Raw genomic sequence first — 14,208 nt, 5'->3', positions numbered from 1 at the left:
ATTATCAAGAAACCAAAAACGCCGTGAAACTGAGTTCACGGCGTTTTCATTTGTTACGGCAATTGGCGTTTTGAGATCTGCCTAGCCCTGCGGCTGAGGTTCCATACCGCCTTCCGGTTCGTCGCCATCCTTCTTCTGGCCCTGGGAGCGCGTACCGGTTTTCGGCACGGCGGAGCCGCGGGAAGGGGGCGTGTCGTCACCGGCATCGCGCGAGGGCTTCTCACCACGCAGCAGCGCCTTGATCTCATCACCCGACAGGGTCTCATATTCGAGCAGGCCTTCGGCAATGGCGATCCAGCCATCGTTCTTCGTGGTCAGGATCTCACGCGCCGTCGCATAGGCCTCATCGATCAGACGGCGAACTTCGCTATCGATCTTCTGCTGCGTTTCCTGCGACATGTTCTGCTGGCGTGCAACGGAATGGCCGAGGAAGACCTCTTCCTGGTTCTCGCCGTAAGCCACCTGGCCGAGCTCGTCCGAGAAGCCCCACTGGGTCACCATGGCGCGGGCAAGCTTGGTGGCCTGCTCAATGTCGGAAGACGCGCCGGAGGTGATGTTCTCCTTGCCGAACTTCAGTTCTTCGGCAACGCGGCCCCCCATCATGATGGCGAGACGCGACACCATCCACTTGTAGCTCATCGAGTAGCGGTCGCCCTCGGGAAGCTGCATGACCATGCCCAGTGCACGGCCGCGCGGAATGATGGTCGCCTTGTGGAGCGGATCTGCCTTCGGCACGTGGAGCGCGACCATGGCGTGGCCGGCCTCGTGATAGGCGGTCAGTTCCTTCTCTTCCTGGGTCATGGCGTGCGAGCGGCGCTCGGCACCCATCATGACCTTGTCCTTCGCGTCCTCGAATTCCTGCATGGTGACGAGACGCTTGTTGCGGCGCGCCGCCATGAGGGCAGCCTCGTTGACGAGGTTGGCGAGGTCCGCACCGGAGAAACCCGGCGTGCCACGCGCGACGACCTTGAGGTCGACATTCGGCGCCATCGGCACGTTGCGCACATGCACTTTCAGGATCTTCTCGCGGCCGGCCACATCCGGGTTCGGCACCACGACCTGACGGTCGAAACGGCCGGGACGCAGAAGCGCGGGGTCGAGAACGTCCGGACGGTTGGTCGCGGCGATCAGGATGATGCCTTCATTGGCCTCGAAGCCGTCCATCTCGACCAGAAGCTGGTTCAGCGTCTGCTCGCGCTCGTCATTGCCGCCGCCGAGACCGGCGCCGCGATGACGGCCAACCGCATCGATTTCGTCGATGAAGATGATGCAGGGCGCGTTCTTCTTGGCCTGCTCGAACATGTCGCGCACGCGGGAAGCGCCGACACCAACGAACATTTCAACGAAGTCAGAACCGGAAATCGTGAAGAAGGGCACATTCGCTTCACCGGCCACGGAGCGGGCCAGAAGCGTTTTACCGGTACCGGGAGGGCCAACGAGCAGCACGCCGCGCGGGATCTTGCCGCCCAGCCGCTGGAACTTCTGCGGATCGCGCAGGAATTCAACGATCTCCTCGAGATCCTCCTTGGCTTCGTCGACACCGGCCACGTCCTGGAAGGTCACGCGGCCATGCGCCTCGGTAAGCAGCTTGGCCTTGGACTTGCCAAACCCCATGGCGCGACCGGAGCCCGACTGCATCTGGCGCATGAAGAAAATCCACACGCCGAGAATCAGGATCATCGGCAGCCACGAGATCAGGTAGCCAAGGAAGGAGTTGGAGCTGTCGGTTTCAGGCCGGGCGTTGATCGTGACGCCGCGATCCTCCAGACGCTGCACCAGCGACGGATCGCCGGGAGAATAGGTCTGGAAGGTCGTGCCATTGCCGGTATAGGTGCCGGTAATCCGCTCGCCGGTGATCGTCACCGACTCGACGCTGCCCGAAGAAAGCTCCTCAAGAAACTGCGAATACGCGATGTCGCGCGTCGCGCCGCGCTGCTGCGGCGCCTGGAACAGGTTGAAGAGCGCAATCAGCAAGACGGCGATGATCGCCCAGAGCGCAAAGTTTCTGTAATTCGGATTCATATAAGTCCCGCAAACTCGCCGGTTGCCGGCGATCGTCCGTTTTTCATGGTCTGAAATAACATAGGGAGCCAGTGCTTTCTTGCCAAGCCAAGCCACGGCATCAGCTCGCCTTTAGGTTAAGCCTCTTCGCTGAATGTGGTCCGCTGATGGCGACGCGATAACAGTTTTGGCACCGGTCAGCCGGATCAGCGCCTGCGCCAGCACCATATCGAAGGAGGGAAGAAGATGCGCCCATGGGGCGGGAACCCGCAGACCGCCATCCTTCATGCGGTTTCGCGCGGGGCCCAGGCAGGTTTCCCCCTCCCAGAACGCCGGTTCGGCAAATTGCGCAGCAAATAGAACGTCCTGAGGGGTCACAGACGCCGTTTCCGGCAGGCAGTCGCGCGCCAGAACGCCAAACGGCGCGATCATCACCCCGGCATCCGCGCCAAGACGGTAGCGCCCATCCCACAGGAGCGGCTGGGCCGCACGGTCCATGGCCGGCAGATTGCGCCGCTCGCGATGCAGATAAAGACCACTTGAACGAAGGTCTAAGACCGCCCGCGACAATGTGGCGCAAAAACCGTCACGCAACCGCAGCAGGACGCGTCCGGAGGGCTCGATCGCCGGCAATTGCGCAGCGCCACCGGCCATCGCCGCCAGAACGCGCAGCGCGTAGAGCAGCGCCGGTTCATCATCCGCGTCCAGAAACGCGGTTTCGGCGCGATAAAGCCCCGGCGCAACGCAGCGCCAATGCGCATCGATCAGACGCGCCGCCCGCGCGCCCAGCGCCATGCGCTCGGCCGCCGCATCCGCCGCCTCGTGAACCAGTTTTCGGGCGGTTTCCGCATCAAGCGCCTTGCGCACACGCACACGCTCATAAGCCGGATTGTCATTGGTCGGATCGTCGATCCAGCGCAGGTCGCGCGAAGCGAGATAGTCGCGCAGCACCGCACGGTGAAGCCCCAGAAGGGGGCGGGCAAACCAGACTGAACCATCGTGAAGCGTGGCGGGCGCAATGCCGGCGCCGCCGCGCCCCGCGCCACGGTCGGCGCGCATCGAAACGGTCTCGGCCTGATCGTCCTGCGTGTGACCGGTGAAAATCAGGCCAGCGCCCGCATCACGGGCGGCCTGCGCCAAAAGATCGAGCCGCGCCGTGCGGGCAGAAGCCGAAACGCCCGTCGCCGGCTTTTCGCCGCGCCAGAGCATTGTTTTGTGCGCAATGCCGTGGCTCCGGCACAGGGCAGCGACAAAGCGCGCCTCATCTGCCGATTCCGGCCGCAGGGCATGATCGACCGTCACGGCTGTCAAAGCCGGCGCATCAGCCTGCGTGTCGAGAAAATCCTTGAGAAGAAAGAGAAGGGCGAGAGAATCGCCGCCGCCGGAAACTGCCGCAATCACGCTGCTCTGTTTGGCAAATGCGTAATCGCCGAAAAGCGCTCCGGGATCAGGAAGAACCACCGGGTTCAGCAACCCGCAAGGGCCTTTTCCTGTTTGACACGCTCACGCAGCGCGCTGGAAATGTCGGGGTATTTCTGGCCGATTTCATTGTAGGTAACACAGGCCACATCGCGCTGGTTCATCGCTGCCAGCGAGATACCGAGCTTCAAGAGCATGTCGGGGGCCTTGTCCGCACTGGGGTAGTCGCGGCTGGCGCGCAGAAAGATTTCTGCGGCATCGCGGTAGCGATCCTGACCGAGCAGGGATTCACCAAGCCAGAAATGAGCGTCGGAGGTGCGCGCATCGCCCGGGAAGCGCTCGATGTGCTGGCGGAAACCGGCTTCCGCCGTCTTGTAGTCGCCGGACAGGATGAATTCGTAGGAGTTTCTGTAAAGCTCGTCGGGATTGTCGGCCGAAGGCAGCGCCGCCACCTGATCGTTTTGGCCAAGACCGTTTTGACCGACACCGTTTTGACCGGCGCCGTTCTGGCCAATGGGGCCAAGCTGGCCGATTTCGCCCGCCTGGGTCAGATCAACAGGCTCGCCGACCTCGCCACCGATGATGTTGCCATTCTGGTCGAACCGCACGCTGCCGAGCGACCGTGGCGGCGCGCCGACGGTTGGCGCGTCCCGCGACGCGCTCTGTGTACCGTCAGCGGCGCCACCGGGCAGGGGGGCCTGCTCGGTTCGCTGATCGGGCATTCCGCCAGCCGGCGCAGCACCCGAGCCACCGTTCTTTTCCAGCTCCTGGAAGCGGAACTCATTGTCCTGCTGCATGCGGCGCATTTGATCCTGCATCTGCAGAATCTGGAAGTTCAGCTCTTCCACGCGCCCATTGAGCTGCCGAAGCTGCTCTTCCAGAGCGCCAACGCGCGGATCGCCAGCCTGGGCAAGAATGACATGCCCGGAGTTCCGTTCAGCCGAGCCCATTTCGGGCATTGTCGCGGGACCGAAAGCAAACGCCGACCCCGCCATGAGAAATGGCAGCGCAAGAACGCCGCCCACAACCGTTCGCAAAAACATTCCAATCTCGCTTTCGCAATAGATAACGGGGCTGTTCACTGCCCCATTTGCTCTTTATCAGGGCGTGAGACTTCGGCCAAATTTTGATTTCAGCCATCCGTTGCTCGACAGCATGGCGCTTTTCGCCCTCGTAAGCGGACGCAGAAACCGCTATATGGCGCCTCAAAGGACAAGGAATGGCACGCATTTATCAAACACGCGCATGGGAAAGCCAGCTTTCGCCGTCACTCCAGGAAATGGAGCTTCTGGCGCTAGAATCCTATGCGAACTTCCCGGAAGAGTTCCGCAAGCTGACCGGTGAGATCATCATTCAGGTCGCTGAGTTTCCGACGGAAGAGATCATGGACGATCTGGCGCTGGAAACGCCGTTCGATCTGCTTGGCCTGTTTGAGGGGCGCGGCATCGCCGAACGCTGGAACCCGGCCACGGGGGAAGGTCCCAACCGCATCACGCTTTATCGACGCGCGATCCTTGATTACTGGGCCGAGAACGAAGAGACGCTGGGCGACATCATCAACCACGTCCTCATCCACGAAGTGGGCCACCATTTCGGCCTTTCCGACGACGATATGGCGCGCATCGAAGAATCCGTGGCCTGACCACACCAGCCGCAGATCGCGTGGATCAATAGTCCCCGAGCTTCATGTCCGGCGTGTATTCGAGACCGTCGATTTCCTTGCAGACCGCCTGACCGCAGCGCATCGTTTTGGTCTCCGCGTCATAGGCATAGGTGGGCGAGCCCTGCAGGACCCACCCCTTGTTGAGCGCCGCCGTCACCTTGTGGCAGAAGCTGGAATCGTCCGGACCGGTCAAAAAACGATAGAGCCTCATGGGGCCGTCTCCCTTTTGTCTTTCTCTCTGATCGCATCGGCGCGCGCCAGCAATGTCTGCGCCATTTGCAGATGCAGGCGCTCCACCATGCGTCCATTGAGCGAAATCACGCCGCGCCCGGCGTTCTTCGGATCAGCAAAGGCCGTGACAATGGCCTCGGCTTCGGCGATCGCCTCGGAAGAGGGCGCGAAAACCGCATTGGCCGGCCCGATCTGCGCGGGATGAATGAGCGTCTTGCCATCGAACCCCATGGAGCGCGCCTCAAGGCAGCTCGCCTCGAACGCCTCCAGATCGCGGAAATCATTGGAGACGCCATCAAGCACCGACAGGCCACCGGCCCGCGCGGCCATGACAAGCTGGAACAGGAAGGGCGACAGGTAGCGCCGGTCAGCGGTCAGCTCGATGCCGGTTTCCTTAGCCAGGTCGTTCGTTCCGGCAACAAGGCAGGAGAGACGCGCTGCCGGATCGCGCCCGAGCTCTGCGATGGGCCCGAGATTGAGAACGCCGCGCGGCGTCTCGATCATCGCCCAGAGCTTCAGGCTGCGCGGCGCATCGGTCTCGTCCAGCATCGCGTCCACATCGAGAATGTCGCGTGGCCGGTCGACCTTGGGCAGAAGAATGGCGTCAGGCCGCATGGCGCGGGCTGCCAGAAAGTCCTCCGTGCCCCAGATGCTCGAAAGCGCATTGATGCGCACGACGATCTCACAGCGCGGCCGGTCGCCGCCGTTCAGGAAGTCCCGCAGCCGCTCGCGCGCCGCCAGTTTTTCCTCCGGCCCCACCGCGTCTTCGAGATCGTAGATCACCACATCGCAGGCCAGAGACGTGCTTTTGAGCAGCGCCTTTTCATTGCTGGCGGGCGCGTAGAGAACGGAACGGCGAAGGCGTGCGGGATGGTGCTGCATGCCCGTTTCATGGCCCAGTACCGCATCCGAAGCAAGAGAGCTTTGCTTTGCGGAGCCGGCTTGTGTATGGAGGTGCGGCAGATAAAATGGCCGCTCAGACAACGGACCAGGATTTATGGACAAGTTCACCAAGCTGACGGGCGTCGCCGCGCCCATGCCGATCGTCAATGTCGACACCGACATGATCATCCCCAAGGATTATCTGAAGACGATCAAGCGCACCGGTCTCGGCGCCGGACTTTTCGCCGAAATGCGCTTCAACGAAGATGGTTCCGAGAACCCGGACTTCGTGCTCAACAAGCCTGCCTACCGGAATGCCAGCATTCTCGTTGCCGGCGACAATTTCGGCTGCGGCTCGAGCCGTGAGCATGCCCCGTGGGCGCTGCTCGATTTCGGCATTCGCTGCGTGATTTCCACCAGCTTCGCCGACATCTTCTACAGCAACTGCTTCAAGAACGGCATCCTGCCCATCAAGGTGAGCCAGGAAGAGCTGGACATGCTGATGGACGACGCCCAGCGCGGTTCCAACGCAACGCTGACGGTCGACCTGGAAACGCAGGAAATCCACGGCCCCGACGGCGGCGTGGTGAAGTTCGAGATCGACGCCTTCAAGCGGCACTGCCTGCTGAACGGCCTCGACGACATCGGCCTCACCATGGAGAAGGCTCCGGCCATCGAGACCTTCGAGAACAAGTACACGGAAAGCCATCCGTGGGCGTAAGCCGGGATGATAGAGGCGGCCAGCGCCGCCTCATCTCCACGGGGTCTCCCTTCGAAAAGACCGCAGGCTACAGCCGCGCGGTCGTTGACGGAGACTGGTGCTTCGTTTCCGGCACCACGGGCTATGACTATGCAAGCATGGCCATGCCCGACAGTGTGGAAGAGCAGACACGCAACTGCCTTTCCACCATTCGCGCAGCGCTGACCGAGGGCGGCTTCGAGCTCGCCGATGTGGTGCGCGCGCATTATTACGTGACCAGCCGCTCTTATGTGTCCCGTGTCTTTCCGATCCTCGGAGAAGCCTTCGGCGATATTCGACCCGCAGCGACGATGATTGTCTGCGAGCTGAACGAACCGGAGATGAAAATCGAGATCGAGGTGACCGCCCTCAAGCGCAACCGTACCGCTTCGTACGGCAGCAGCCTTGCGCAATCCGGCAGAGCGGATTAGCAAGTCCCTCGAATTACCAGTTCGAGAGGCATTCCATGGCAACGCGCAAACTCCTTCTTCTCCCCGGCGACGGCATCGGCCCAGAGGCAATGGCCGAGGTCAAAAAGCTCATCGACATGATGAACGCCGACTTCAATGCCGGTTTCGAGACCGAGGAAGGCCTCGTGGGCGGCTGCGCCTATGACGCGTGCGGCCAGTCGATCTCCGATGCCGACATGGACAAGGCCATGGGGGCGGACGCCGTTCTGTTCGGCGCGGTCGGCGGTCCCAAGTGGGACGGCGTTCCCTACGAGGTTCGTCCGGAAGCCGGTCTCCTGCGCCTGCGCAAGGAGATGGAGCTGTTCGCCAATCTGCGTCCGGCCATCTGCTACCCGGCGCTGGCCGCCACGTCCTCCCTCAAGCCTGAAGTTGTCGAGGGCCTCGACATCCTCATCCTGCGCGAGCTGACCGGCGGCGTTTATTTCGGCGAGCCCAAGGAGATCATCGATCTGGGCAATGGCCAGAAGCGCGGCATCGACACCCAGGTTTACGACACCTACGAGATCGAGCGCATTTCCGGCGTCGCTTTCGAGCTGGCGCGCACCCGGAGCAACAAGGTCTGCTCCATGGAAAAGCACAACGTCATGAAGTCTGGCGTGCTCTGGAAAGAGGTCGTCGCCAACACGCACAAGGCGAAGTATTCCGACGTCGAGCTGACGCACATGCTGGCCGACGCCGGCGGCATGCAGCTCGTGCGCTGGCCCAAGCAGTTCGACATCATCGTCACCGACAATCTGTTCGGCGACATGCTGTCTGACGTTGCCGCCATGCTCACCGGTTCGCTTGGCATGCTGCCTTCGGCTTCGCTTGGCGCGCCGGACGAGAAGACCGGCTCGCGCAAGGCGCTTTACGAGCCCGTGCACGGTTCCGCACCGGACATCGCCGGCCAGGGCATCGCAAACCCGATCGCCATGATCGCTTCCTTCGCCATGTGCCTGCGCTACTCCTTCAACATGGTTGAAGAGGCGGACCGTCTGGAGAAGGCCATCGCTGCGGTTCTGGAAGACGGCCTGCGCACCCGTGACCTCATGTCTGAAGGCATGACCGAAGTCGGCACCACCGCCATGGGCGACGCCATTGTCGCCAAGTACAAGGCGCTCGCCTGATCGTCTGTGCCCGTCATGGCCCCATGAAGGCCGGGCCACAAAATGCCGAACGGGCCGCTCAGGCCCGTTCATTTACGCTATTGCGTTGACTTGCGACCGATTCAGCGTAAAACAACGCCCGGAAACGGAGACCCCTTTGCCATGCGCGCGCATCACGAAGCGCCATTTGCACAAAGTTTTTTGAACGCAGCCGGGAACGGCAGCGTCGGTCTCTGCTTTACCAAAACGACAGCCAAAACGACGACCAAAACGGTCTGACGCCTCGGCTGCTCGTTCTCTCCCCGGGCCTAGCCGGGGAGAAGGTGCCTGCTGGCTGCAGGCCTTCAAATCAAAGCCAAGCGGAGAGAGACAGGAGTTAAAAACCACATGGGTTTCAAGATAGCTGTCGCCGGCGCCACGGGGAATGTCGGTCGCGAAATGCTCAATATCCTCGAAGAGCGCGGCTTCCCGGCAGACGAGATTGTCCCGCTTGCTTCACGCCGTTCGGTCGGCACCGAGGTTTCCTACGGCGACAAGACGCTGAAGGTTAAGGCACTCGAGTCCTACGACTTTTCCGACACCGATATCTGCCTGATGTCGGCCGGCGGTTCGATCTCCAAGGAGTATTCTCCGAAGATCGGAAAGCAGGGCTGCGTCGTGATCGACAATTCGTCGGCCTGGCGCTACGACCAGGACGTGCCGCTGATCGTTCCTGAAGTGAACCCCGAAGCGATCGAGGGTTTCACCAAGAAGAACATCATCGCCAATCCGAACTGCTCCACGGCGCAGCTCGTGGTCGCGCTGAAGCCGCTGCATGAGGCAGCGACGATCAAGCGCGTGGTCGTCTCCACCTACCAGTCGGTTTCCGGCGCGGGCAAGGAAGGCATGGACGAGCTGTTCGAGCAGACGCGCGCCGTTTTCGTCGCCGATCCGATCTCGACCAACAAGTTCACCAAACGCATCGCCTTCAACTGCATTCCCCATATCGACGTCTTCATGGAAGACGGCTTTACCAAGGAAGAGTGGAAGATGGTCGCCGAGACCAAGAAGATGCTCGACCCGAAGATCAAGCTCACGGCCACCTGCGTGCGCGTGCCCGTGTTCATCGGTCATGCGGAAGCCGTGAACCTGGAGTTCGAGAAGCCGATCACGGCCGACGAGGCGCGCGAGATCCTGCGCGAAGCGCCGGGCTGCCAGGTCATCGACAAGCGCGAGGACGGCGGCTACGTGACGCCTTACGAGAGCGCCGGCGAAGACGCCACCTATATCAGCCGCCTGCGTGAAGACCCGACGGTCGACAATGGTCTGGCTCTGTGGGTCGTCGCCGACAATCTGCGCAAGGGCGCTGCCCTCAACACGGTGCAGATCGCCGAGCTTCTTGTGGCGCGCGGCCTGATCCAGCCGAAGAAGGAAGCTGCCTGATCTCAGGCGGGTTCTTTGATGGAAGAACGAGAAAAGCGGGCCTTTGGGTCCGCTTTTTCTTTTGCGCCGTGGTTATTCGTTGAGGCCGGCGCTCGCCCCTCATCCGCCTGCCGGCACCTTCTCCCCGTATACGGGGAGAAGGAAGATGGCCGCAACGTGGATGCCTCCCTCTCCCCGCGAGCGGGGAGAGGGTAAGGGTGAGGGGCGAGCGCCATCACGGATAGCGTCACACCACACCCCAAACAAAAATGGCGGGCCTCTCGACCCGCCATTCTCAATTCCCGGGCTGCAAGAGCCCAAAGGATGCAAAGCTTACTCGCTTGCAGCCTCTTCAGCCGGAGCCTCGGCAGCAGCAGCGGCTTCAGCTGCAGCAGCCTTTGCCTCTTCCTCAGCCTGCTTGGCAGCGTCGATGCGCTCCTGCGCCTTCTTGCCCGGCAGACCCTTCTTCGGGTTGCTGCGCTCGTCGCGCTTTGCAATGCCAGCCTGGTCGAGGAAGCGCAGAACACGGTCGGTCGGCAGTGCGCCGTTCTCGATCCAGTACTTGATGCGCTCTTCGTTCAGGACAACGCGCTCGCCGTCCTTGGCCAGCATCGGGTTCCAGGAGCCGACCTTCTCGATGAAGCGGCCGTCGCGCGGGCTGCGCACGTCGGCGATGACGACGTGGTAGTAAGGGCGCTTCTTGGAGCCCGCACGGGCCAGACGAATTTTCAGTGCCATGGGATGTTCCTTTCGATAATGGCGTTCAAGCCGGCAGGGCGTGCCGGAATCTCAGGCGCGGTTCACCGCGCAGTTCAGTCGGAGACATGGGTTCAGCGCCCAGTCTCCTTGCAACGGCCTGTGAGGCCAGATTGTCCGGATGGACGAAGCTCATAAGCGGCGGCAATTTCAGGTCTTCGGCTGCCCAGACCTGCACACGGCGTGCTGCCTCCACCGCATAACCCTTGCCCTCGAAGCCCTCATAGAGGCTCCAGGCAAGCTCCGGCTCATCAATCGCCGGCGGATGCCAGAGACCAACGAAACCAGCAACGGCATCGGCGTCTTTCGGCTGCACGGCGAACATGCCGTAGCCATTGAGCGCCCATGCGCCGACCATGGACGAGAAAGCGGTCCATGCCTGGAAGGCGTCCTTCGGTCCGCCGGTATGAAGCGTGCGCTTCGCATCCGCGCTAAAGGCTGCATAAGCGGGAAAGTCTTCCCGCTGCCAGCCGCGCAGAATGAGGCGCTCGCTTTCGAGAACCGGCGTCATCTTCAGGCGTCCCCGTTCCTGGCCGCGCCATTGCCGTGCTGTTCGGCAATGGCCTCGTGGTGACGGATCACCTCGTGAATGATGAAGTTCAGGAACTTCTCGGCGAAATCCGGGTCAAGATTTGCATCGTCGGCAAGACGGCGCAGGCGCGCAATCTGGCGCTCCTCGCGCGCAGGATCAGCCGGCGGCAGATCGTGAACGGCCTTGAGATGCCCAACGGCCTTCGTGCAGCGGAAACGCTCCGCCAGCATGTGCACCAGCGCCGCATCAATGTTGTCGATGGAAGCACGAAGCTCAAGAAGCTTCGCCATCGCTGCATCCGTATTGCCGCTCATCCCGTCCCCCTACTTTTTCTTCGGCAGACCGGGCAGCCCGCCGGGCAGACCCGGCAAACCACCACCCGGCATTCCCGGAAGGCCCTTGGGCAAACCACCCTTGGGAAGCCCGCCAGCACCGCCGAGCCCTGCGGCCTCGGCCTGCTTCTGCAGTGCCTCGAGCTGCTTCGGGTCCATCTTGGAAAGATCCGGCATGCCGCCCCCCATGCCGCCCCCAAGGCCACCCGGCATCCCGCCAAGGCCCATCTTCTGCGCCATTCCGCCCATGAGGCCGCGCATCATGCCGCCCTTGCGGCCCTTGCCGCCCATGGCCTTCATCATGTCGCCCATCTGGCGGTGCATCTTCAGGAGCTTGTTGATCTGCGCCGAGTCCGTACCGGAACCCGCCGCGATGCGCTTCTTGCGGCTGTGCTTGAGCAGGTCCGGATTGGCGCGCTCCTTCGGCGTCATCGACTGGATGATGGCGATCTGGCGACCGAACATCTTGTCGTCGAGGCCGGCGGCAGCCATCTGGTCCTTCATCTTGCCCATGCCCGGCATCATGCCCATGATGCCGCCCATGCCACCCATGTTCTGCATCTGGCGCAGCTGATCGGCGAGGTCGTTCAGGTCGAACTTGCCGGCCTGCATCTTCTTGGCCATCGCCGCGGCTTTTTTCGCATCGATGGTTTCGGCAGCCTTCTCGACCAGCGAAACGATATCGCCCATGCCCAGAATGCGGTCGGCGATGCGCTTGGGATAGAACTCCTCGAGCGCGTCCATCTTTTCGCCAACGCCGATCAGCTTGATCGGCTTGCCGGTGACAGCGCGCATGGAGAGCGCCGCACCGCCACGCCCGTCACCGTCCATACGGGTCAGAACGAGGCCGGTAATGCCGACGCGGTCGTTGAAGTTGTTGGCGAGATTGACGGCGTCCTGACCGGTGAGCGAGTCGGCCACGAGCAGGATCTCGTGCGGGTTCGACGCGCTCTTGATGTCCGACATCTCGACCATCAGCGGCTCGTCGATATGCGTACGGCCTGCCGTATCGAGGATCACCACATCGTGGCCGCCGAGACGAGCCGCCTGCGTGGCGCGCTTGGCGATCTCGACCGGCGTCTGGCCGGCAATGATCGGCAGCGTTGCAACACCGGTCTGCTCGCCGATCTGCTTGAGCTGTTCCTGGGCGGCGGGGCGGCGCGTATCCAGCGACGCCATCAGCACCTTCTTGCCCTGCTTCTCGGTCAGGCGCTTGGCGATCTTGCCGGTCGTGGTGGTCTTACCAGAGCCCTGCAGACCGACCATCATGATGACAACGGGCGCCGGCGCGTTGAGATCAATCGTCTCGCCTTCCGTGCCGAGCATCTCGATAAGCTCGTCATGGACGATCTTGACGACCATCTGGCCGGGCTTGATCGATTTGAGGACTTCGGCGCCGACAGCCTTTTCGCGCACGCGGTCAGTGAAGGAACGCACCACGTCGAGCGCCACATCGGCCTCGATCAGCGCACGACGGACCTCGCGCAGCGCGGCAGCGACATCCGCCTCCGACAGCGCACCGCGACCGGTCAGGCCGTTCAGGATGGAACCAAGGCGTTCCTGAAGCGATTCAAACATCCGCGTTCCTCATTTCTCGCATCGATTGCTTGTGCTGCGAGAGGTAATGCATCCGCGCCCGGGCTTCAAACGCCAAGCAAAGCCGAAAAGCACCCGGGGGCGCATCGCGCTGCCGGGTGTTGACCTCCAGGATCGTCACTTTCCGCTGAAAGGCGCCCTGGTCGGCTGCTCGGAGTTGTCACTCGTCGCGGAAATTCCAAGCCTGTAGACAGGAAAACGCGCCAAGAGTCAAGAAGTGCGCGTGTCAGGAACGCAGCGCCGCCCGCAATTTCATGCGGGCGACAGAAAGCCGGTCACAGCCGCCGCCTCTGAGCGGCGGACAGGCCACGCCGGTCCATCTCCGCCTCGCGCACATCCTTGCTGCACACACCCAGCATACGGGTGGGGACCTCCTGGCACACGCTGGGATAAACACGCGTGACCACCCACATGAGACCCCATGTCGATGCCGTGCGAAGGCTGAAGTCTTCAGCATTGGTTTGCGTGGCCGTACCCGGCGGACAATCTGTACCCTGATCCTGGCACGCTGTCGGCACCATGTAGCTGCTCTCGCTGGCTGCAATCCGCACACCACCATGGAAGTGCCGACCTGCCCAAACCGGGGATACAACACCAACGATGATGCCGCCCGTGACCAGCAGCCAGACAGCCGCCGTCACTGCAAAACCTGTCTGCTCTGTTCTCACTTGAGGCCTCCGGTTCCCGCCCTCTGGCGCCGTACGCTAGCGCATCGCCGTGATGTGCTGATCAGAGCCAGCCACGCACATGTCCATTAGCCGGCTTGCATGATGCCGGCAGAAAGACCGCGAAACCCGCGCCAACGTCCACACAACAGCCTTGGATACCGTCCTGCGCACTCCGGCAGCGCTGCCGCGTTCAGGCTCGATACATGGCGATATGCGCGCCGAATGAACGCCTTCGCAAAAGCTCGCCACACTTTCGTGTTTCCGAGGCACAACCTCTTCGCCTACAGGCTCAATGATGGCAGGCCCCGCATCTCCCTGCTGCTCGGCGGCCGCAGCCCCGTCAAATGCAAATACCGCATAGGCAAGCGCCGTCAGGGCAAACATCGCGCCCACATTTGATTTCGGCTCATACGTAAACATTTGAAATTCCCCT

Annotated in this window: 15 protein-coding genes; 5 read left to right on the top strand and 10 right to left on the bottom strand. The window is 62.2% G+C overall.

All coding sequences use genetic code 11. The features are described 5' to 3' along the window. Nucleotides 1–81 precede the first annotated feature (81 nt). From ftsH to ybgF, 3 genes are all read right to left on the bottom strand, one after another. On the bottom strand, nucleotides 82–2,022 hold the full coding sequence (ftsH, locus tag ACRTG1_RS14700; RefSeq protein ID WP_206545599.1) for an ATP-dependent zinc metalloprotease FtsH: 1,941 nt from the start codon (nucleotides 2,020–2,022) through the stop codon (nucleotides 82–84). Between the two features lie 111 nt (nucleotides 2,023–2,133). Beyond that, on the bottom strand, nucleotides 2,134–3,474 hold the full coding sequence (tilS, locus tag ACRTG1_RS14695; protein ID WP_432516472.1) for a tRNA lysidine(34) synthetase TilS: 1,341 nt from the start codon (nucleotides 3,472–3,474) through the stop codon (nucleotides 2,134–2,136). Next, nucleotides 3,468–4,463, bottom strand: coding sequence for a tol-pal system protein YbgF (gene ybgF / locus ACRTG1_RS14690; RefSeq protein WP_206545597.1), 996 nt, complete (start codon nucleotides 4,461–4,463; stop codon nucleotides 3,468–3,470). The genes tilS and ybgF overlap by 7 nt, the downstream gene beginning before the upstream one ends. Before the next feature lie 176 nt (nucleotides 4,464–4,639). Here ybgF and ACRTG1_RS14685 point away from each other — a divergent pair, with 176 nt between their 5' ends. Then, nucleotides 4,640–5,062, top strand: a complete 423-nt coding sequence (locus tag ACRTG1_RS14685; protein ID WP_113153588.1) for a metallopeptidase family protein — start codon at nucleotides 4,640–4,642, stop codon at nucleotides 5,060–5,062. Nucleotides 5,063–5,087: 25 nt separating this feature from the next. Here ACRTG1_RS14685 and ACRTG1_RS14680 read toward each other — a convergent pair whose 3' ends face one another. Both ACRTG1_RS14680 and ACRTG1_RS14675 read right to left on the bottom strand, forming a co-directional pair. After that, nucleotides 5,088–5,294, bottom strand: a complete 207-nt coding sequence (locus tag ACRTG1_RS14680; protein ID WP_206545596.1) for a DUF1737 domain-containing protein — start codon at nucleotides 5,292–5,294, stop codon at nucleotides 5,088–5,090. After that, nucleotides 5,291–6,196, bottom strand: a complete 906-nt coding sequence (locus tag ACRTG1_RS14675; RefSeq protein ID WP_432516471.1) for an HpcH/HpaI aldolase/citrate lyase family protein — start codon at nucleotides 6,194–6,196, stop codon at nucleotides 5,291–5,293. Before ACRTG1_RS14675 ends, ACRTG1_RS14680 begins: the two co-directional genes overlap by 4 nt. 115 nt (nucleotides 6,197–6,311) lie before the next feature. On the opposite strand from ACRTG1_RS14675, the gene leuD reads away from it, so the two are divergent. The 4 genes from leuD to ACRTG1_RS14655 all read left to right on the top strand — a co-directional run bounded on the left by leuD (nucleotide 6,312) and on the right by ACRTG1_RS14655 (nucleotide 9,912). After that, nucleotides 6,312–6,917, top strand: coding sequence for a 3-isopropylmalate dehydratase small subunit (gene leuD / locus ACRTG1_RS14670; protein ID WP_113153591.1), 606 nt, complete (start codon nucleotides 6,312–6,314; stop codon nucleotides 6,915–6,917). Further along, a complete protein-coding gene (locus tag ACRTG1_RS14665) occupies nucleotides 6,908–7,366 on the top strand; it encodes a RidA family protein (protein ID WP_206548068.1) in 459 nt (152 codons plus the stop codon). The genes leuD and ACRTG1_RS14665 overlap by 10 nt, the downstream gene beginning before the upstream one ends. A 35-nt stretch (nucleotides 7,367–7,401) precedes the next feature. Then, nucleotides 7,402–8,511 (top strand): 3-isopropylmalate dehydrogenase, encoded by a 1,110-nt coding sequence (gene leuB, locus ACRTG1_RS14660; protein ID WP_432516470.1) that lies wholly within the window; start codon nucleotides 7,402–7,404, stop codon nucleotides 8,509–8,511. 366 nt (nucleotides 8,512–8,877) lie between these two features. Continuing rightward, nucleotides 8,878–9,912 carry an aspartate-semialdehyde dehydrogenase gene (locus tag ACRTG1_RS14655; RefSeq protein ID WP_206545593.1) on the top strand — a complete coding sequence of 345 codons (1,035 nt, stop codon included), beginning with the start codon at nucleotides 8,878–8,880 and terminating at the stop codon, nucleotides 9,910–9,912. A 312-nt stretch (nucleotides 9,913–10,224) separates the two neighbouring features. Here the strand turns inward: ACRTG1_RS14655 and rpsP are convergent, their stop codons facing one another. From rpsP to ACRTG1_RS14630, 5 genes are all read right to left on the bottom strand, one after another. Continuing rightward, complete coding sequence (gene rpsP / locus ACRTG1_RS14650) at nucleotides 10,225–10,629, bottom strand: 30S ribosomal protein S16 (RefSeq protein WP_113153595.1); 405 nt, start codon at nucleotides 10,627–10,629, stop codon at nucleotides 10,225–10,227. 25 nt (nucleotides 10,630–10,654) lie between these two features. Continuing rightward, nucleotides 10,655–11,158 carry a GNAT family N-acetyltransferase gene (locus ACRTG1_RS14645; RefSeq protein ID WP_206553292.1) on the bottom strand — a complete coding sequence of 168 codons (504 nt, stop codon included), beginning with the start codon at nucleotides 11,156–11,158 and terminating at the stop codon, nucleotides 10,655–10,657. A 2-nt stretch (nucleotides 11,159–11,160) separates the two neighbouring features. Further along, a complete protein-coding gene (locus ACRTG1_RS14640) occupies nucleotides 11,161–11,493 on the bottom strand; it encodes a chorismate mutase (protein WP_162742215.1) in 333 nt (110 codons plus the stop codon). Between the two features lie 9 nt (nucleotides 11,494–11,502). After that, the gene (ffh, locus tag ACRTG1_RS14635; protein WP_432516469.1) at nucleotides 11,503–13,089 is read right to left on the bottom strand and encodes a signal recognition particle protein; all 1,587 of its coding nucleotides are present in this window, start codon (nucleotides 13,087–13,089) and stop codon (nucleotides 11,503–11,505) included. A 293-nt stretch (nucleotides 13,090–13,382) separates the two neighbouring features. Continuing rightward, on the bottom strand, nucleotides 13,383–13,775 hold the full coding sequence (locus ACRTG1_RS14630) for a hypothetical protein (RefSeq protein ID WP_432516468.1): 393 nt from the start codon (nucleotides 13,773–13,775) through the stop codon (nucleotides 13,383–13,385). Between the last annotated feature and the right edge of the window lie 433 nt (nucleotides 13,776–14,208).

The sequence above is a fragment of the Nitratireductor sp. PBL-C9 genome (assembly GCF_050877045.1).
Lineage (GTDB): Bacteria > Pseudomonadota > Alphaproteobacteria > Rhizobiales > Rhizobiaceae > Nitratireductor > Nitratireductor aquimarinus.
Note: the sequence above shows the minus strand (reverse complement) of the source record. Positions and strands in the feature narration are given on the sequence as shown.

Bases quoted from the DNA above. Each gene is read 5' to 3' on its own strand.
- ftsH (WP_206545599.1), bottom strand. From the start codon at position 2,022: ATGAATCCGAATTACAGAAACTTTGCGCTCTGGGCGATCATCGCCGTC.
- ybgF (WP_206545597.1), bottom strand. From the start codon at position 4,463: ATGTTTTTGCGAACGGTTGTGGGCGGCGTTCTTGCGCTGCCATTTCTC.
- ACRTG1_RS14685 (WP_113153588.1), top strand. From the start codon at position 4,640: ATGGCACGCATTTATCAAACACGCGCATGGGAAAGCCAGCTTTCGCCG.
- ACRTG1_RS14680 (WP_206545596.1), bottom strand. From the start codon at position 5,294: ATGAGGCTCTATCGTTTTTTGACCGGTCCGGACGATTCCAGCTTCTGC.
- ACRTG1_RS14675 (WP_432516471.1), bottom strand. From the start codon at position 6,196: ATGCAGCACCATCCCGCACGCCTTCGCCGTTCCGTTCTCTACGCGCCC.
- leuD (WP_113153591.1), top strand. From the start codon at position 6,312: ATGGACAAGTTCACCAAGCTGACGGGCGTCGCCGCGCCCATGCCGATC.
- leuB (WP_432516470.1), top strand. From the start codon at position 7,402: ATGGCAACGCGCAAACTCCTTCTTCTCCCCGGCGACGGCATCGGCCCA.
- ACRTG1_RS14655 (WP_206545593.1), top strand. From the start codon at position 8,878: ATGGGTTTCAAGATAGCTGTCGCCGGCGCCACGGGGAATGTCGGTCGC.
- rpsP (WP_113153595.1), bottom strand. From the start codon at position 10,629: ATGGCACTGAAAATTCGTCTGGCCCGTGCGGGCTCCAAGAAGCGCCCT.
- ACRTG1_RS14645 (WP_206553292.1), bottom strand. From the start codon at position 11,158: ATGACGCCGGTTCTCGAAAGCGAGCGCCTCATTCTGCGCGGCTGGCAG.
- ACRTG1_RS14640 (WP_162742215.1), bottom strand. From the start codon at position 11,493: ATGAGCGGCAATACGGATGCAGCGATGGCGAAGCTTCTTGAGCTTCGT.
- ffh (WP_432516469.1), bottom strand. From the start codon at position 13,089: ATGTTTGAATCGCTTCAGGAACGCCTTGGTTCCATCCTGAACGGCCTG.